General features: G+C 47.4%; 4 protein-coding genes and 1 pseudogene. 1 reads left to right on the top strand and 4 read right to left on the bottom strand.

From position 1 onward, the window contains the following. Positions 1-62: 62 nt before the first annotated feature. Positions 63-8,045 (bottom strand): YadA-like family protein, encoded by a 7,983-nt coding sequence (locus CKV62_RS00255; protein WP_095064698.1) that lies wholly within the window; start codon positions 8,043-8,045, stop codon positions 63-65. Between the two features lie 99 nt (positions 8,046-8,144). After that, positions 8,145-8,573 (bottom strand): annotated as a pseudogene (locus CKV62_RS00250) (YadA-like family protein); the annotation flags it as partial. 640 nt (positions 8,574-9,213) lie between these two features. Here CKV62_RS00250 and CKV62_RS00240 point away from each other — a divergent pair. Then, positions 9,214-9,480, top strand: a complete 267-nt coding sequence (locus CKV62_RS00240) for a hypothetical protein (RefSeq protein WP_095064692.1) — start codon at positions 9,214-9,216, stop codon at positions 9,478-9,480. A gap of 148 nt (positions 9,481-9,628) precedes the next feature. Here CKV62_RS00240 and CKV62_RS00235 read toward each other — a convergent pair whose 3' ends face one another. Together CKV62_RS00235 and CKV62_RS00230 are read right to left on the bottom strand one after the other, a co-directional pair. Continuing rightward, positions 9,629-10,273: a hypothetical protein gene (locus CKV62_RS00235; RefSeq protein ID WP_095064690.1), complete on the bottom strand. Its 645-nt coding sequence runs from the start codon at positions 10,271-10,273 to the stop codon at positions 9,629-9,631. Between the two features lie 104 nt (positions 10,274-10,377). Next, on the bottom strand, positions 10,378-21,315 hold the full coding sequence (locus tag CKV62_RS00230; protein WP_095064688.1) for an ESPR-type extended signal peptide-containing protein: 10,938 nt from the start codon (positions 21,313-21,315) through the stop codon (positions 10,378-10,380). Positions 21,316-21,704 lie beyond the last annotated feature (389 nt).

Below are 21,704 nucleotides of genomic sequence, written 5' to 3'. Positions count from 1 at the left end.
CCAGTTTTATTCAATTATTATCGATGTATCAATCGCCGCATGGAGGTCAACAGATCAATAATTTATTTTGAAAGCCCCGCCTGCTGCATCAGCAATGCTATTTGAGCTTTCATTTCCTCATTATCTTCCTTGACGGTAGACAATTCAGCAAGACTCTGTTTCATGCGTTCATTTTCAGCTTTCAACGCGACCACTTCGTCCTGCAATACATAAACGGAGCTGATAGGACCGCCCTTATAGCGTTCAGGAACCGCTTTCTTCGCGTCGGAAGTACCGAATTTACGTGTTACACCAGCATTTACCATGTTATGGTGACTACCAACAGATACGCCTACATGGAACATTGTATCTTCTGCTGTGTAATGTGCAACGCCAAGAGCCGCCGCAGTTTCACCTCTGTAATTACCGATACCGGCCATCACTTGAGTTGGTTCCAATGGATCATATTGAATAGGTTTCAATGCAGACATAGCCGCTGCATGTGCGCCTACACGTTGTGTTTCGCCCGCTACGGAGTTAATAGCATTAGCTAACCCATCTGTAGCACCTTTCAATTGATTTACGTTAACTGCATCCGTGCCGTTTACACCAGGGCCTACATTGGTAATTGTATTACCGCCGTTATTGAGGCCATCTTTAGTAAGACTTACAGCATTACCGCCGGCAGGTGTAATTGTTACACCGCCACCGTTCATAACTGTAGTATTCCCTGCAGCATCCTTAGTTGTTACTGTTTCAAGACCTTTCAAGTCTTTCGCCATACGAACCTTAAGGTTGCCGGTACCATCGGATACGACACCTAAATTGTCTTCTGTAGTCAACTTGCTAGCATCAGTAATACCACCCACTACATTAACTTGTTCGTTAAGCTTTTTCTTGATTACGGAGCCGCTATCGCCACCGTATTTCATACCATCATCTTTAGTTGCCACTTGGTGGGTCTTACCGTTTTCGTCTTGGTACTTAATACGAGTGATGTTGTTACCGTCTAAGTCTGGATCACCTTTATCAACGGTAATATCCGCATTACGGCCGTCTTTGCCAGTTAAACCGATATGACCAACACCGTCTTTGCCGGACATGGATACAGCATCTTTACCGTCTTTGCCTGTGATACCTACTTTGCCGTCTGTACCGTCAGCACCGTTAGGGCCAGTAATGGATACGCCATCTTGACCGTTTTTGCCAACTTTTACTTTATCAGTAGTTAAGCTGTCAGTCTTAAGGTTTTTCGCCATCTTGATATTAACATTACCATCTTGGTCGGCTACTGTTTTAATATTTTCGCCGAAGTATTTATCGTCAGACTCTGTACCTTCACCTTTGATAGTAACCTTTTGACCTAAATCACGGTGGAATTGACCTGTATTACCGGCGAAATTCATACCTTTTTTCGTGATTTCATCACCTAGGTTATTAATCTTATTATCCAAGGATTTGTGAGATTTTTGCAATTGATCTTCTGTAGCAGCACGACCGCTTGTGATATTGTCAGGATCCCAATCTTTGTTTTCCAAACCTGTCACATAACCGTCTTTGCCATCAACAGATACCTTGCCTGCTGCAATCTTACCATCTTTACCATCGATAGTTACCTTGTCGCCAGCTTTAATGGTGCCGTTTTCACCGTCAATTGTTACATTGCCAGCTTTAATAGTACCCTTATTGCCGTCGATTTCAACTTTATCACCGGCTTTGATGGTACCTGCGGTGCCATCAATTGCCACTTGTTTCGTCGGATCCGTGCCCAATGTCACCTGATCATTAAGACTCACTTCGTAATTTTTAGACCCGTTTCCGTTGTTACTCGGTGTAACCGTAATGTTCTTACCTGCCGTTACCGTCGTGGATGCGGCCGCCGCGGCCTTATCCAACTGGGATTTATTAACCGCGTCGCTACCAGCAACACCGTCGGCCACATTGGTAATCTTGTTTCCGCCTGCATCAATACCGTTTTTTGTAATGGACGGACCGTTCGTAATTTTCACACCGTCACCGTTAATAGCCGTTGTATTGCCGCCGTTTGTGAAAGTAGCAGACGTCAAGCCTTTCAATTCTTTTGCCAAGCGCAATTTCAATGTATCGGAACCGTCGGAAACTACGCCGATATTATCTTCAGCAGCTAATTTGCTTTCATCGGAGATACCGCCCTTGACATTCACCTGGTTGTTAAGTTTTTTCTTAATCACATTGCCTGTATCGCCGCCGTACATCATGCCGTCATCCATGGTCGCCACTTGATGTTCGCCGTTTTTGTCCTGGTAAACAATACGGGTAATACCGTCAACACCGTCCACGCCGTTTGCACCTTTCACACCTTTAGCCGCATCATCGTAGCCGTTCTTCACGGATATGTCGATACCGTTTGTACCGTTCACGCCGTTCGTACCCGCAGGGCCCGTCAAGCCGATATGGCCGACGCCGTCCTTACCGGACATGGATACGGCGTCCTTACCGTCGGCACCAGTAATGCCCACTTTACCGTTATTGCCGTCCTGACCGGCTACACCCGTAGGACCTGTAATGGATACACCGTCCTTGCCATCTTTGCCGACCTTCACGGATTCAGCTTTAAGATTCTTGTTCATCTTCACGTCGATAGTCGTATTGCCTGTCGCCGCGTCTTGTTTGATGAAAGTTTTAATATTTTCACCGCTATAGTCAGCATCGTCAGCTTTACCTTCACCTTGAACAGTAATTCTGGAGCCGAGTTTATTGGTTTGTACACCGCCACTATTGGCATCAAACTGTAATCCCTTAGCCACAACATCGTCCAATTTGGATTTGGATGCAATGTCTTTCAATTTCACGGTTTCTTTTTGACCCGGATGGTTTTTATCCTCCACGGTCAAATCGATGGCACCGTTATCATCAACCTTATAAGCACCATCCGCTTCAGCCGCATTTTTCACCAGACGATAATCCGTAGCGTTGGCACCCTGTTTCTTAACTTCGTCGCTGACTGTTTTCAACTGGTCTTCCGTCGCGGCGCGACCGGATGCGATGGTAGGGTTTTGAATATCCCAAGCCTTATTATCAAGACCCGTTACATAGTTACCGGTATTCGCAGGATTGGCGCCGTCAGTTTGTTTACCCATGGTGACGGTGCCGGCTTTCACGGTATCGGATGCCGTTACGGATTGCAAGCCTGTTAAATTCTTAGCTAATTGCAACTGCAATTTCGCATTGCCGTCGGCATCGACCGCCGCGGATGTGACGCCGATATTGTTACCGGTCGCCAAATCGGACGCACTCGTCACACCGCCGGTGATATCCACCTGTTTGTTGAGTTTAACATTGGACGTAGCGCCCATGTCGCCTTTAAACTTGAGACCGTCATTCAAAGTCGCCACTTCCTCGTTCGTGCCGTCAGGTTTCTGATACACGATACGTGTCGTCGTTGTGCCTGCCGCACCGTCCACGCCCGGCTGACCGTCACGAGTGACGGAAATATTGGTAGTGACGCCGTCTTTACCGTTGATGCCGATTTTGCCATCTTTACCGTTTGCGCCGGTGGCGGTAATCGTTTCGGTTTTGAGATCTTTACCGAGTTTCACATCAATTGTGCTGTCGCCGTTACCGTCTTGAGAGATTTCCGTAATGATATTAGAGTTATCCCCTTTAACAGTTACCTTGGAGCCCAGTTTATTCGTTTTCTCACCGCCGTTATTGGCGTCGAATTTCAAACCTTTATTAGTTAATATGTCTTCGCTGTCCTTGATCTTATCTTTCAAGTAATCCACGTTAACCGCTTCGCTGCCGTCATTACCAGTCGCATACGCCACATTCGTCACATGAGTACCGCCTGTTTTATTGGCATACGCAGGACCTTCATAGGTTACTTTCGTTTTATCAACATTACCGCCGTTATCCACATCATACTTAACCGCACGATCGTTTAATTTATCAAGGCTAGATTTAGATGCAACATCTTTAATCTTAACGGTTTCTTTTTTACCTGCATGGTTTTTGTCCTCTACAGTTAAATCAACATCACCGTTAGAATCGACAGTATAAGCACCGTCTGCAGCTGCCGGATTCGCAACTAAACGATAGTCCGTAGAAGCAGCACCTTGGCTTTTAATTACATCGCTGATTTCCTTCAATTGATCTTCTGTAGCTGCGCGACCGCTTACAGGATTAGATGTGTTCACATCCCAGTCCTTATTATCAAGGCCCGTCACATAATTTTTAGTATCAGCGTGTTTACCCACCGTTACGCCGCCTGCTTTCACAGTATCTGTAGCCGTCAACGTCTTAACATTAAGATCCTGATTTAGTGTAACGCCGATCTTGGTGTCATCCCCGGTTTGAGTAATTTCAGTAGTGATATTATTATCGCCGTTTACGGTTACCTTGGAGCCGAGCTTATTCGTTTTTTCACTGTTGTTGTCAGCGTCGAAACGAAGGCCCTTATTGATAACTTCATCCTTGGCATTATTAATATTCGTATTTAATTCATTCTTAGTATTAGTGATTGTATTGCCAAGATCTTCTTTAACCTGATGTAACTGACCGCCGTTTACGGCATCCTTGGAGTTGGCAGCCACGTCACCGTCAGCAACATTGGTAATTTTCCGGTCATTCGCATTGATACCCGTCGGAGATACATAAGTCTTGCCACCCACGGTCAGACCGCCGTTATCAATCTTAGTATTACCAGCTGTAACGCTCTCCAACCCTGTCAAATTTTTAGCCAATTTCACATTCAATGTGCCTGTACCATCAGATACAACACCGATGTTTCCATCAGACAATGCGCCTGTAGCGCCGCCCTTAACGGATACCTTTTCACCTAATTTTTTATTGATAACCGCCCCAGAATCACCGTCAAAGTTCAAGCCTTTATCAAGGGTCTTATTGATGTTGACAATATCCCCCGCGTTCTTTGTAATATTTTGCGTATTAGTATTAATATCCCCGGCATTTTTATCGATAGCGGATTTATTGGTGTTGACCTTGTCATTTACCTTTTTCAGCTGATCTTCCGTCGCTCCGCGGCCGGATACGGCCTGAGGATTATCCACATTCCAGTCCGTATTGGTAAGGCCCGTTACATGACCTGCATCACCGTCTACAGTTACAGGGTGTGCCGTACCTACGGTAATCTTATTTCCTAATCCGACAGTGAATTCCTTTCCGCCTGTCGCATTTGTACCTTCCGTAACAGTTACATTCGCGTCTTTCGCTTTCACAGTGGACGCCTTGGCAGTACCGCCGATAGCATTCTGTAATTGACTGAAATTAACTGCATCGTTAGGATCGGTGCCGTTTGCCACATTGGTAATCTTCTGGTTATTGGCATTGATACCGTTCGGTGTCACATAGGTATTACCGCCCACAGTCAACCCGTTGTTGTTGATAGTCGTTGCGCCGGCTGTAACACTGCCATCAATACCGAGATCAATATCTTTTTTCAATTTAACCGTCAAAGTATCGTCACCATTGGAAACAACCCCGATATTATTATTCGTTAAATCCGCTTCATTGGTTACACCACCGACAATATTGGTCTTTTCACCAAATCTCTGCATAAATTCATTAGTACCTGCCGCAGCGGCTTTTACATCACCTGAATAGACAATCCCTTTATTAAGTTCTTCAGTAACGGCAAACAACTGGCTGCCGTTAATGGCATCCGTAGATGCAGCACTGATACGTCCGGCCGCCACATTAGTAATCGTGCGTTCCACACCGACCTTACCGACGCTGACTGTAGAATTCGGATTCTGACCTGCAAAATTATGAGTAACCCCATTTATAACTGAGGAAGGCGTTCCTACCGCGTCCGCAGTTTCAGATGATGCCCCAAGCGCCACATCCTCCGCATTATTCGCTTTCGAATCGGCTCCGATAGCAGTAGCAGTACTTCCGGTCGCCTTAGAAGCGGAGCCGACTGCAGTTGCATAGGCACCTGCAGCCTGCGCATTATAACCCATAGCCGCCGCACTCGTATCTCCCGCATTCGCCAAATAACCTAACGCCGTCCCGGCATATCCGTCGGCTGTGCCGCCGAGAGCGATAGTGGATGTATTGGCCGCTTTTGCTCCGTTACCGATACTTACCGCATTTTGACCTGTAGCTGTCGCACCGGTACCAATAGCTAACGCCGCCCCGCTGAACTGACCGCCCGTCGCGGTTCCTGTCGCGGACGCCAGATGACCGATAGCCATATCATAATCTTTTACCGCCGCAGCATTTGTACCGATCGCCACGCCCCCTGCTCCCGATACACTGGATTGATTGCCCAGAATCATGGCATTGTCGGCAGAAGCTGTATTGTTATTCCCGATTACACGTACATTATTGATGGTACCGGAGAATGTATTATTATTACCAAATGCCCCCGATTCATTGGCCGCTACCGTACCGTTATTATTACCGACAGTATATGTACCTGTTCCCGTAATCGTTGTTGGGTCACCAATAGCCCCGGAATGTGCACCAGATACAGTATTACCTGTACCAATGGAAATAGCATCTTCCGCTTCTGCTTTCGCACCTTTACCAATAGCAATACCTTTTGGTGCATTTTTCGCACTAGCTTGGTCGCCAATAGCAATTGCACTCTCACTATTCGCAGCTACGGAAGATGTATACCCTACCGCAACACCTTTATTAGAAAGAACTTTAGCTTCACGACCTACCGCTGTTATGCCGGCGAAAGTACCTTTATTAGTGCCGGGTGCATTATCAGCTACATTATAATTACCAATAACTACATTATCCGCACCCAATACATCACGACCAGCATTTTTACCAATAAAAATACTGTCATTACTTTTTTGTAAACTACTTGTATCAATGCGAACCGTACCATCATTAGGTGCCATGGTGGCAGTGGATTGTGAACCTGCCTGGTACCCGATAGCAGTCGTATAATCACCTGCAGCTAATGAGCTAGTACCTATAGCAGTAGCACCTTTTTCACCATGTGCAGTAGATAATGTACCTAATGCATAAGTATCTGCTTTTTCTACTTTAGAACCCCAGCCAAGAGCTACGCCATTAAGTGCATTAGCACCTGTGTAACCCCCTAGTGCTGCCAAAGAATTTTCACCATGTGCCCGAGATTCACTACCAAAAGCAGTGGATTTTTTACCGTAAGCATGAGAGCCTGCACCAAAAGCTGTAGAGGCCGTGCCATTAGCTACCGTCCAGTTCCCAAAAGCTGTGGCATATGTACCATTAGCAACCGACTCATTACCAAAAGCTGTTGCTACCACGCCATTTGCTTCTGTAGAATTACCAAAAGCCGTTGCCTGTGTATTTGTTGCTTTCGACTCGAAACCAAACACCGTAGATAGCGAACCTGACGCTATATTTTTAGCACCAAAAACAGTACTATTTTCACCAGAAGCTGTATTATTAGAACCAAAAGCTGTCGCTGATTTAGCAGATGCGATATTCTCTAAACCAAAGGCTGTGGCCTGCGTACCGCTAGCTATAGTACCAATACCAAATGCTGTCGCATCTTCACCCTTAGCATTGGTTTTATAACCAAAAGCTGTCGCATTCTTTCCCTCTGCTATTGTTTCAGAGCCAAACGCGGTAGACTGTTCTCCAGATGCCTTTGTATTATTACCAAACGTAGTACTGTTACTACCACTGGCTTCAGTTTGATAACCAAAAGCGGTTGCCGATACAGCATTTGCTTTTGTTTCATAACCAAATGCTGTTGCACCTGTTGCACCTGCTGCTGTAGATGTGCCATTACCAAAAGCAACGGAGCTAACGCCATTAGCCGTCGTTTTCGTCCCAAGAGCAAAAGAGTTTTTGGCTAACGCCTTCGCTTCAGAGCCCATAGCAACAGAAGAAGCCCCTGTTGCCTGACTATTATCCCCTATAACAATACTATTCTCTCCAGTTGCCTTATTTTTATAACCAATCGTTGCCACATAATTTCCAGTAGCAGTATTCTGATCTCCTACATTAAGACTTGTTGCTGACAACCCCGCCGCATCAACTTGAATAGCTGGAAAAAACGTTGTCGTTACACATGCACCTACACATAAATAGACTAATTTTTTCTTATCCATCTTCATCTTTCACCTCACCCTAACATATTAAAAACACTATCACAGTTAAAATATACAATTATGTTCCCCTTAAAATGAAATTTTGATACTCCCTAAAAGCCGTTCGCTCTCCATAGGACCTCGTCTATACATATCTGGTACAGAGGCTTCTGCACTACGATTGCCAAATTTCCAAGTCACACCTGCGTTAGCCATTAAATGATTATCACCACCACCTGCATAAGAAACACCGGCGTGTAATAGCATAGATTCATTCTTATAATGTGCTAAGCCTAATGCAACGGCAGTAGAGCTGCGGTATGCACCAACACCAGCCATAATTTGTGTAGGTTCTAACGGATCATACTGAATTGGTTTTAATGCAGAAAGAGCTGCCCCCAAGGCATCCGTAGGCATCATAACGCCCGTCAACATAACGGCAACCGCAGTAGCGCCTACCATTTTAGAAAATACAACCGACAAAGAAGAGCGTTTCGTCATGTTCTTCGCTGTTTCCGCCACAACGACATAACAGCCCTTTGTGCGATTCCAAATTACTTAAAATACTCGGTTCATTAATCTTACTCCTATAAACTAACTATATCCACTTACAGAAAAATCACAGTACTAATCGATAATCACTGAAATTATATCGATTTATCTAAAAGCATATATCTAAAATACCACAAATTACGAGAACTGCAAAGGTTTTTTTCATTTTATTTTCATAAAACGGCAAACCTAAACTATTAATGACCTCGATATAGTAAAAACTTCGCAATAGGTAATACCATTTCACAACAAATACAAAATTTATTTTCTCTTCCTCATCCTGTTTTATGATGAATTCTATAATAGAATGATATCTCGCCATAAACGGATATCGTACACGGCATTCCGCCATCGACTCAATGTACATACACAATTACTACATACCTACTTAAGCCAATTAACTATAGCACATTACACATGTCTATGCAGGTAACATCCTATTATATAAGAAAAGAAATACTTGTGAAAGTCAGATCACAGGTGTTTCTTTTCTTTTTTATATCCAAGGTATACAGAAGGCGCACCGACAGCTTTATACACTTAATAGGAATAAGACATATGTGTATAAAAACTATTTATACAGAATCTCCATGTGTTTTTTAACTTTCCCTGTTATACTGAAAACAGAAAGGAGGAAGATTCTATGTCAGAACTCAATATCTTACAATCTAATCCAGAAACACCGGATGCGATGACGGAAGAAGATATCGTAGTTACGCGAGATAATCAAACTTTCACAATCAAAGGCCTTTATAACGGTGATGAAGGCGTGTTCACATACGACACGGACGTTCAACCTAACGATCAGTTAAAATTTCTGCGTCACAACTTCACGGCCATCGTAAAAAAAATTACATATAAGGTGATTCAAGGTCAGCGAATCACATTGATTGCAAAACTATATGCATAAAAAATCAGGGGTATTGTCAATACAAACAACACCCCAATTTTTTTTACATAATAACCCGATTTTCGGTCTTAACATAATAAGATTACAACACAACAACACTTCTTATCCGTTACGTAATATTCAATTGTCTATGTCGCAATCGAACTATCTATTGAACTGTCGGTGCGTTGATTGCAGTGCGAAGGTCAACCACATGTGCGTCCTCCATTAAAGGAGCGCCTTTTTCGTCCACAGGTTTCACGCGATTATTGCCGTCCTTCATGGCTTCGTTCAAACTGAAGATAACCATTTCATTCATATAGGCCCGCAATTCATCATTGTGTACATTGGCCGTATTGCGCTCCAGAATGTCGATGATCTGCTGCGCATAATCCGATTTACCGTCAACGGATACCGTCCCGTGTTCCGTGAAAAACTGTCTGTAATCATTATACAGACGGTCGAGCGCCATGCGCGCATAGCTGTCGTTCTTGTAACGATGACTCACGATGTACCAGCTGCGACGGACGTTCATATAATACAGCACGTTATTACGGTACCGTTCCTGCCCGCTCATAATACGCGTATCATCCATAATACGCTTACCGGTCTGATCCGACTGAAATTGTGTGAAAGCGTTCACCACATCGCGCACCTCCTCGTCAGGCGCCGGCACGGATACTTCCGCTTCGATGACGTTTAACGGTTCAGCCGGCTGTTCCGGCATCATCAATACATCGCGCGCCGCATCGGCCTGTCCTGCGACACATACGCAGGCAAGCGCCAATACAGGCATAATTTTTTTTAATTTCATACAGCCTCCTTATAATCAGCCGCCCGCACGGGCGGCTTTCATATTCCTTACATGATAAGAGTATACTAAATCTTTCATTTAATCAAATTAATTAATTTTAAAATTTATTTTTTTATTCCTGCCTTCTGCATTAATAATGCAATTTGCGCTTTCATTTCTTCATTATCCCGTTGTACCTGATCATACTTGGCGGTTAACTCTTCGTCATGTTTTTTCATACGTTCATTTTCAGCTTTCAAAGCCGTCATTTCATCCTGCATAACGTACATGGAGCTGATAGGACCGCCCTTGTAACGTTCAGGAACCGCTTTCTTCGCATCGGATGTACCGAATTTATAGGATACACCGGCATTGACCATATTATCATGACCGCCGATGGATACACCCATATGGAACATGGTGGATTCATTAGTATAATGTGCCAAACCTACAGCGGCGGCAGTGCTGCCTTTATAGTGACCCACGGCAGCCAATACCTGAGTCGGTTCCAACGGATCGTATTGCAACGGTTTAAGCCCCGAAATGGCTGCACTGGCGGCACCCACATCGGCGACCTTGCCGTCCATGTTACGCATAACGCTGCTCAACTGATTCACATTGACCGCATCGGTGCCGTTCACGCCCGGCGCCACATTGGTAATCGTGTTGTTTCCGTTATTCAAACCGTTCTCCGTGAGACTTACGGTATGATTGGAGACAGGGCGTCCGTTAACGGACGGTGTAATTGTCACGCCCTGTCCGTCCACCTTCGTCTGCACAGTGTACGGAACAGTTGTATTCGTACCCGCCACCGCTTTTGTGTAAGAGGTGGAACCGTCACCCATATTGATATCTTTGGCCAGCTTGATGTTATAACCGTCCCCGGCGGAATTCTTCACAACGCCGATATTGTTATCCGTCAAACGGTTCACGTCGGCACCGCCTGTAAGATTCACGGTGTCGCCCAATCCGCGAACGACCTTGCCGTCATCGCCGGACTGATCGCCCTGGAATACGCGACCGGTTTTCGCCTTATTGTTAAAGTCGTCATTAACGGCTTTCAACTGGTCTTCCGTAGCCGCACGACCTGTAACAGCCGCAGGATTGTCAGGGTTCCACGTTTTGTTATCCAAACCGGTCACAAAGTTGCCGGTCTGACCGCCGGAAGACTGTCTGCCCGCAACCACATCACCGGCTTTCACCGTATTCGCCGTTACGGAACCGTCGTTACCGTCAACCTTAACCCGGTTGACACCGCTGCCGGCCGTAATCGTACCTGCGGCGCCGTCCATCTTAACCTGTTTCGTACCGTCACCGGCTGTGACGCTGCCTGTGGCCCCGTCCACCTTAACCTGTTTTGCAGGATCCTGTCCGATGGTAAGCTTGTCGTTCAGAGAGATCTTAACGGCATCGCCGTCTACGGAAGTCTTGATATTGCCGTCACCTTTTAAGTCAATTGTACTGCCGAGCGGTTTTTTCACGGACTGACCGTCCTCCGCGGTAAGACCGAAACCTGCGGACTTGATGTCCTCAATCGCGGTATGCAGCTGACCGCCGTTTACGGCATCCTTGCTGCCGGCACCTACGGTACCTTCGGCCACATTCGTAATTTTCTTATCGGCCGCATCGATACCGTCCTTCGTCACTTTAGGTCCGTTTTCAATAGTCAAACCGTCTTTGTTGACAGTCACGGCTTTGTTGCCGCCGTCATTAATCTGCAATCCGTCTTTAGTCAGCTTGGCCGCTTCATTGGCGCCGTCCTTAACGGTAACACCGTTCGTATCCATCGTCGTATTACCTGTCGTCACCTTGTTGGCTGTCACGGTATCCACATTGATATCTTTCTCCAATTCCACCTTGACGATTCCGTTATCCACGGACGTTTTGATATTCGTGCCGTCGCCTTTAACCGTCACCGTTTCGCCAAGCGATTTTTTCACGGTTTGACCGTCTTCCGCGGTAAGGCCGAATCCTTTCTCTGTGATGGATTTAGTGACGGATTCAATTTGATCCGCTAATTGACCGCCGTTTACGGCATCCTTACTGCCTGTTTCAACCTTACCGTCCGCTACATTGATAATCTGCTTGTTCGCCGCGTCGATACCGCCCGTCGTCATGGACGGACCGTTCGTAATCGTCACGCCGTCCTTCGTAACGGATGTCAACGGATTCCCTGCTGCATCGTTGATGCTCATACCGCCGCCGTTCACAACAGTTGTACCGTTCGTACCGTTATTAAAAGTTGCGGAATTTAAGCCCTTCAGGTCTTTCGCCAGACGAAGCATCAATGTATCGGTACCGTCGGACATGACACCGATATTAGCATCAGTGGAAAGTTTGCTCTCATCGGATATACCGCCTTTTATGTTCACCTGATTGTTGAGCTTTTTCTTGATTACAGTTCCGCCGTCACCGCCGTACAACATGCCGTCATCCATGGTCGCCACCTGGTGTTCACCGGTTTTATCCTGATATACGATACGGGTGATGCCGTCAGCACCGTCCACGCCTTTCTCACCTTTTACGCCTTTACCGGCGTCATCGTAACCGTTCTTCACGGATATGTCGATACCGTTTGTACCGTTCACACCGTTCGTACCGGCAGGACCCGTCAAGCCGATATGACCTACGCCGTCCTTGCCGGACATGGATACGGCGTCTTTACCGTCGGCACCGGTAATACCAACTTTACCGTTGTTACCGTCCTGACCGGCAACGCCCGCAGGACCTGTAATGGATACGCCGTCCTTACCGTCTTTGCCGTTCTTATTGACCTTAATCGTGTCAGCCACGACATTCTTATTCATTTTCACGTCAATCGTCGTATTACCGCTCGCATCCTGGGTGATGAAAGTCTTGATGTTTTCACCGCTGTAATCGGTGTCGGCCGCAGCGCCTTCCCCTTTGACCGTAACTTTGGAGCCTAATTTATTTGTTTTTTCTCCGCCCGTATTGGCATCGAATTTCAGCCCCGTATCGGTCAATGTATCGGCATTGGCTTTGATTTTATCATTCAAATAGTCCACGTTAACCGCTTCACTGCCGTCGGTACCTGCCGCATACGCCACATTCGTCACATGAGTGCCTCCCGTTTTATTGGTATACACAGGGCCCTCATAGGCCACCTTTGTCTTATCCGGACTGCCGCTGCCGTCCAAAGCGTACTTGACAGCGCGATCCGTCAGTTTATCTACAGCGGATTTTGACGCCACATCCTTGATTGTAACGGTTTCCGTCTTATCCGTATGGTTCTTATCCTGTACGGTCAACGCCACATCGCCGTTGCCGTCCACGGTATAATCACCGTTGGAGCCGGTCGCCTGATTCCTGATCAAGCGATAATCCGTCGCATCCGCACTCTGTTTATCCAAGGCTTTTTTCAACTGATCCTCCGTTGCGGCACGGCCGGATACAATTTTATCCGCCGCCCAGTCCGTATTATCAAGGCCGGTTACATAATTACCCGTTTCAGCGGTTCCTTTAGTATTCGTCACCGTCTGATCGCCCATGGTAACGGTACCTGCTTTCACCGTCTTGGTCGCCGTTACGGAATCAAGATTCTTAAGATCTTTCGCCAGTTGAAGTTCCAACGTGTCGGTACCGTTCGCCTTCACATTGATATTGCCGGATGCGCTCGTGAACGTACCGGACGCCGTTTCCGTCACGCCTTCACCTTGTATTTTTACCAGAGAATTCAATTTCTGCTTATTCACGGTACCTGTATTATTACCTGTGAATTGCAAACCGTCTTCCATGGTCGCCACCTGGTGTTCGCCGGTTTTATCCTGATATACGATACGGGTGATGCCGTCAACACCGTCCACGCCTTTTTCACCTTTTACGCCTTTACCGGCGTCATCGTAGCCGTTCTTCACGGATATGTCGATACCGTTTGTACCGTTCACACCGTTCGTACCGGCAGGACCCGTCAAGCCGATATGACCTACGCCGTCCTTGCCGGACATGGATACGGCGTCTTTACCGTCGGCACCGGTAATGCCCACTTTACCGTTATTGCCGTCCTGACCGGCAACGCCCGCAGGACCTGTAATGGATACGCCGTCCTTACCGTCTTTGCCGTTCTTATTGACCTTAATCGTGTCGGCCACGACATTCTTATTCATTTTCACGTCAATCGTCGTATTACCGCTCGCATCCTGGGTGATGAAAGTTTTAATATTTTCGCCGCTGTAATCGGTGTCGGCCGCATTGCCTTCCCCTTTGACCGTAACCTTGGATCCGAGTTTATTGGTTTGTTCGCCGCCTACATTGGCGTCGAATTTCAGCCCGGTATTGATCAAATCCTGTTTTGTCGCGTCAATCTTATTATTTATAGTATTCGTCGTATCGGTAATCTGATCGCCCAAGTCCTGTTTTACCTGATGCAACTGACCGCCGTTCACCGCCTCTTTGGAGCCGGTCGCCACATTGCCGTCAGCAACATTTATAATTTTCTGATCATTGGCATTAATGCCGTTCGACGACACATACGTCTTACCGCCCACGGTCAAGCCGTTACTATCGATGGTAGTACCGCCTGCGGTTACACTGTCCAAACCGGTCAATGTTTTCGCCAGTTTCACGTTCAATGTGCCGTTGCCGTCGGATACGACACCGATGTTGTTATCGGCCAATTGAGTTGTATCGGCGCCGCCTTTAACAGCAACCGTATCGCCTAATTTTTTATTAATAGTCGCACCGGAATCCCCGTCAAAGTTCAGACCTTTATCCATTGCGGATTTGGACGCCACATCCTTGATTGTGACAGTCTCTGTCTGACCGGCATGATTCTTATCTTCCACGGTCAACTTGATATTGCCGGATGCATCCGCCGTATACGCCTTGTCGGCGGCATTAGCGTTTTCCACCAGACGATAATCCGTAGCGCTTGCATTGGCAGCTTTCACTGCATCACTAACAGTTTTAAGTTGATCTTCGGTGGCTGCACGACCCGATACATAGGCGGGATCGGACATAGTCCAGGTCTTATTATCCAGACCGGTCACAAAGTTACCGGCTTGCGTAGCGGACTTGTTGTCCGTTACGGATTGGTTGCCCATAGCAGCGGTACCCGCTTTCACGGTGTCGGATGCCGTTACGGATTGCAAACCTGTTAAGTTCTTAGCTAATTGCAACTGCAATTTCGCATTGCCGTCGGCATCGACCGCCGCGGATGTGACGCCGATATTGTTACCGGTCGCCAAATCGGACGCACTCGTCACACCGCCGGTGATATCCACCTGTTTGTTGAGTTTAACATTGGACGTAGCGCCCATGTCGCCTTTAAACTTGAGACCGTCATTCAAGGTCGCCACTTCCTCGTTCGTGCCGTCAGGTTTCTGATACACGATACGTGTCGTCGTTATGCCTGCCGCACCGTCCACGCCCGGCTGACCGTCACGGGTGACGGAAATATTGGTGGTGACGCCGTCTTTACCGTTGATGCCGATTTTGCCGTCTTTACCGTTTGCGCCGGTGGCGGTAATCGTTTCGGTTTTGAGATCTTTACCGAGTTTCACATCAATGGTGCTGTCGCCGTTACCGTCCTGAGCGATTTCCGTGATGATGTTGGCATTATCCCCTTTAACGGTTACCTTGGAGCCCAGTTTATTCGTTTTTTCACCGCCGTTATTGGCGTCGAATTTCAAACCTTTATCGGTTACCGTAGTTTCACTGTCCTTGATTCTATCTTTCAAGTAATCCACGTTAACCGCTTCGCTGCCGTCATTATCGGTCGCATACGCCACATTCGTCACATGAGTACCGCCTGTTTTATTGGCATACGCAGGACCTTCATAGGTTACTTTCGTCTTATCAACGTTACCGCTGTTGTCCGCATCATACTTGACAGCACGATCATTTAATTTATCAACATTAGCTTTAGATGCCACATCTTTAATGGTCACGGTTTCCGTCTTATCCGTATGGTTCTTGTCCTGTACAGTCAACGCCACGTCACCGTTGGAATCGACCGTATAGGCCCCGTCTGCAGCGGCCGCATTTTTCACTAAACGGAAATCTGTCGCATTGGCGCCTTGCGTCTTAACAGCTTCGGTAACTGTCTTCAACTGGTCTTCCGTTGCGGCGCGACCGCTGACAGCGGTCGGATTGGTGACGCTCCAGTCCTTATTAGCAAGGCCTGTTACATAGTTCCCCGTATTCGCAGGGTTGGCACCGTCAGTTTGTTTACCCATGGTGACGGTACCGGCTTTCACCGTATCTGCAGCCGTAAGGGTGGTCACATTCAAATCTTTATTTAATGTAACACCGATCTTGGTATCATCGCCGGTTTGCGTGATGTTCGTCGTAATATTGTTATCGCCGTTCACAGTCACCTTGGAACCCAATTTGTTCGTTTTTTCACTGTTATTATCGGCATCAAAACGAAGACCTGTATTGGTAAGCTCGGTCTTGGCATTATTAATATTGGTGTTCAATTCATTTTTTGCATCATGCAACTGACCGCCGTTCACCGCATCCTTGGAACCGGACGCCACATTGCCGTCCTGCAGGTTGGTTATCTTCGTACCGTTGACACCTTCCAAGGTCACCGTATCTTTACCGGCAGTACCGTCGTATTTTACGGAACGATCCTGCACCTTATCCAATTCGGTTTTGGATGCGATATCCTTAATGGTAACGGTATTGACCGTACCGGTTTTATCATCCTTCACCTTCAAATCGACCCGGTTATTGTCAACCTTATACGAACCGTCAACGGCATTATTCGGATCACCGATCAGACGATAATCCGTTGCGCTCGCATTAGCCGCTTTCACTGCATCACTGACGGTTTTCAACTGATCTTCCGTTGCGGCGCGTCCCGATACATAAACGGGATCGGATATGGTCCAGCTCTTATTATCCAGACCGGTTACGAAGTTACCGGCCTGCGTAGCAGCCTTGTTATCCGTTACGGATTGATTGCCCATAACAGCGGTTCCCGCTTTCACAGTCTTAATCGCCGTTACCGTATTGACGTTGATATCCTGCCCCAATGCGACCTTGATTGTCGTATCGTCACCGCTCTGTGTAACGGCAGTACTGATATTAGTACCGTCACCGGTTACCGTTATCCTGGAACCCAGTTTGTTGGTTTTAGCATCGTTATTATCGGCATCAAATTGTAATCCCTTGTCGATAAGATCCTGTTTTGTCGTATCGATCCTATTATTTATGGTATTCGCCGTATTGGTAATCTGGTCGCCCAGATCCTGTTTTACCTGATGCAGCTGGCCGCCGTTCACCGCCTCTTTGGATCCGGCCGTCACGTTGCCGTCCGCGACATTGGTAATTTTCTGACTATTCGCATCAATACCGTTCGACGACACATAAGTCTTACCGCCCACGGTCAAGCCGCTACTGTTTATGGTAGTACCGCCTGCAGTTACACTGTCCAGACCGGTCAGTGTTTTCGCCAGTTTCACGTTCAATGTACCGTTACCGTCGGATACGACACCGATGTTGCCGTCGGACAGGGTACCTGTAGCACCGCCCTTAACAGTTACGGTTTCACCTAATTTACGGTTGCTTGCGGTACCGGTATCACCGGCGAAGTTCAGCCCTTTATCCATTGCGGATTTGGACGCCACATCCTTGATCGTAACGGTTTCCGTCTTATCCGTATGATTCTTATCCTGTACGGTCAACGCCACATCGCCGTTGCCGTCCACGGTATAATCACCGTTGGAGCCGGTCGCCTGATTCCTGATCAAGCGATAATCCGTCGCATCCGCACTCTGTTTATTCAACGCTTTTTGCAGCTGATCTTCCGTTGCGGCACGGCCGGATACGATATTGGACGCATCCCAGTTCTTATTGTCCAGGCCGGTTACATAATTACCGACAGTCGGATTCGTTCCGTCAGCCTGTTTGCCCACGGTCACACCGCCGGCTTTCACCGTATCGACAGCGGTTACGCTTTTAACATTAAGATCCTGATTCAGTTTAATACCGATTTTGGTATCGTCACCGGACTGTGTGATTTCCGTCGTGATATTGCTGTCGCCGTTAACAGCTACCTTGGAACCTAACTTATTCGTTTTTTCGCTGTTGTTATCCGCATCGAAACGCAGACCTTTGCCGATGACTTCATTCTTGGTGTTAGTAATGGCAGTGTTCAATTCATTTTTAACGTCATGCAACTGACCGCCGTTCACAGCCTCTTTGGAACCGGACGCTATCAGACCGTCTTTCAGGTTGGTGATTTTTGTGCCGCCAACACCCTCCAAGGTTACCGTATCTTTACCGGCAGCCCCGTCGTATTTAACGGAACGATCCTGCACCTTATCCAGTTCGGTTTTGGACGCGATGTCCTTAATCGTCACTGTTTTCTTGTCGGCAGGATTCTTGGCGTCCTGTACGGTCAAATCGACCTTATTACCGGATACGGTATACGCTTTATCCGCGGCACCGCTGTTTTCCACCAGCTGGTAATCCGGAGCATCCACGTCAACCTTATATGTCTTATAAGTACCGTCAACGCCTTCCGTAATCACGGTATTTTTGCCGGCAATCACCTTGACGGAGTTTTTCGCCTCTTCACGGATAACGGTCCTGCCGCCGTCCGTAATATTACTTAAGTCAGTTTTCGCCACCTTCGCGGGATCCACGTCCACAATGTAATTGCGTACGCCGCTTGCGTCAGGTGTTCCTCCTGAAAGCGTCATTAACCCGCTCGTACCCAAAGATACTTTTGTATCCATACCGTTAACGGTATATGTTTTCTGCCCTGTCACGGGATCCGCGACAGGTGCGCCGACAGTCACATTGTTACCCGCCTGCACAACAGTACCTAAAGCTGTAATGTTCTTCTTAGCTGTATCCGTAATATTGGACAGATCCTTATCCGCCGCATTGTCGATTTTCTTTTTGGTCGCATCCGTCAACGCCACATCGATCGTCTGATTATTGGCGGTCGTCGTAATGTATGTACCGTCGCCTTTCACCGTCAATGTCTGATTGTCCAGCAAGACGTCATTTCTGCCGCCGTTGGCATTCGTATTGCCCGCCACTTTCAGATTGACGTTGCGCAATTGTGCCACATTGACAGCATCCGTATCGGCCGTACCCGCCGCCACGTTTGTAATCTGACGGGTCTTCGTGCCTCCGTCACCGACTGATACTGCGCCCAGTGCGGATGTCAGTGCGGCGCCTGTCAATCCGCTGTATGTATTGGTACGGCTGTTCGCCGTTCCCACATTATAACCGGTCTTGCCCGCCGCAACGGAAGCGACGGAATCGGAACCTAATGCGACACCGTCATTTACACTGCTTTTAGCTTTATAACCTATCGCGGTGCTGTTTGCATTAGCCGCGCTCGCATCGGCGCCGACAGCGGTACCGTAATTGCCCGCCGCGGATGTGCGCACGCCGGCCGCCGTCGCATTGGTACCGGTCGCCCCTGTATTATCATAATTGGCATCGGAGGAATCGCCTTTCGCACTGAAGAAGTTCGTCTGTGCCGCTTCCACCGCATCTTTCACCGTATGATACGTACTGTTCTTAATATTGAAATCGGGCGCCTTATAGGTGGACCCGTTCGCTTCATAACCCGTATAGGAGGAACCGGCGATGGATTGCGCCAGATTACTGTTTACATACTTCAACTGTTTTATATTCGCCGCGTCGGTATCATCCTCACCGCCCGCCACGTTGGTGATACGACGGCCGACACCGTCATTACCCACAGCCACGACACCCATCACATAGTTATGATTAATTTCATTGGTAAATGCGGAATATCCGTCCGTTAACGTCTTGGTTATCTCCGTGCCGGAGCCTAATGCCAAGGAATTGGGAGTGGACGCCTTCGCGTTTGTACCGATGGCCATAGCATTGGCCCCCGTAACGGTCGCCCCCGAACCGATAGCGGTACTGTTGGCGCTTACAGCCTGTGCGCCTTTACCTAACGCGATAGCCCCTGTATTACCGGCATTAGCGGCCCCGCCGATAGCCAATGCGTCCGCACCTTGAGACTTCGCATTACCGCCTAATGCGATGGAATTGGCCATTTTCGCCAAAGAGGAACTGCCCATAGCGATGGAGTCAGTACCCGCCGCACTTGAACTGCTGCCCATGGCGAAACTGCTGGTGCCCGTAGCCTGTGCGGATTTCCCCATAGCGGTAGCGCCTGTGCCGGTGGATACAGCGGTATTACCGATAGCGAAAGAGTCCGTAGCTTTGGCCTGTGCATTATAGCCCATAGCCACGGCGTTGGCACCGCTTGTATTCGCCTTGGAGCCGAACGCCATGGAATCATCGGCACCGGATGCAGTCCGAGCAGAGGTACCGAATGCAAGAGAACGCGCGCCTTCCGTTACGGTATTGCCGTCACTATTATATTCCGCACTCGGTATATTCCCCTGGCCCGCCAGTTTTTTCGTTTCCGCCGCACCGATGGCGATAGATTGCTCTCCTTTTGCCGTTGCGGAATACCCCATGGCGAAACTGCCCACACCGTCAGCCCATGCGGCCGTACCGATGGCTGTCGAGAAATCTTTCGTCGCCGCCGACTGACGCATCATAGCCAGGGAATTGAATCCTGACGACAATGTCGCGGTGCCAATCGACATGGATGACGCGTTTGTGGCTTGCGCATAATTACCGAAAGCAAGAGACAACCCGCCCGTAGCCTTTGCATAGCTGCCGACAGCCACGCCGGAATAGGAATTCGAAGTACCTGATTCCCGAATATCAGTGCCTTCACCGAGAGCCACCCCTGAAAAACTGGTGGTTGTATAATATCCGGATTCAGAACCGCTTCCATCCAAAGCGGCCTTATTCCCCGGATTTTTATAATTGAATAAGTAACTGTTAGAACTATATGGATTTTTACCTACAGCATAACCGTTAGATACACCGTCAATAATCAACACCGCATGTGCCGTTCCGATATTAATCCCCGCCAACAGTGCCGCTACGGCCATGATTACGCTCATGCGCGCCCATGACGTACCGGTGTGTACGGATCTGGTCTTGCCTCCACCGCTCTTTACCAGTTCAGAGACTACAACGTAACATTTTTTAGCTTTACTCCAAATGACATTATAAATTCGATTCATCTTGTTCCTTCCTCACCGAAACATCGGTAAAACCTGTATTACCATATATCGCCGTCCACGGCAACAGTAAAAAAAATAAGAAGCAGTAGTTATATACAATAGTCTACTCTTCTAACACAAAACGACAGTTATCGGAATCAACCCGATACTATGCTTTTAATTATCTTTTCATTTTATACTCACCCATGGATATACAATATCAAAACTTTTCTATCTTGTAAATGATTTTTTCATCTGTTATTCATTTTTGTATTTTATTTAATATTTTTAATAATCAGGATAGAATTTTTTCTATCTCTCATATGTATATGTGTGATAAAAATCACGTATACACAGGCGACAAAATATATGAACGACAAAAGCCGGTCAATATACGCCCCGACTTTTGC

It is taken from the genome of Veillonella rodentium (assembly GCF_900187285.1).
GTDB lineage: Bacteria > Bacillota > Negativicutes > Veillonellales > Veillonellaceae > Veillonella > Veillonella rodentium.
Note: the sequence above shows the minus strand (reverse complement) of the source record. Positions and strands in the feature narration are given on the sequence as shown.

Excerpts from the sequence above, each read along its gene's own strand:
- CKV62_RS00255 (WP_095064698.1), bottom strand. The coding sequence starts at position 8,045 with ATGAAGATGGATAAGAAAAAATTAGTCTATTTATGTGTAGGTGCATGT.
- CKV62_RS00240 (WP_095064692.1), top strand. The coding sequence starts at position 9,214 with ATGTCAGAACTCAATATCTTACAATCTAATCCAGAAACACCGGATGCG.
- CKV62_RS00235 (WP_095064690.1), bottom strand. The coding sequence starts at position 10,273 with ATGAAATTAAAAAAAATTATGCCTGTATTGGCGCTTGCCTGCGTATGT.
- CKV62_RS00230 (WP_095064688.1), bottom strand. The coding sequence starts at position 21,315 with ATGAATCGAATTTATAATGTCATTTGGAGTAAAGCTAAAAAATGTTAC.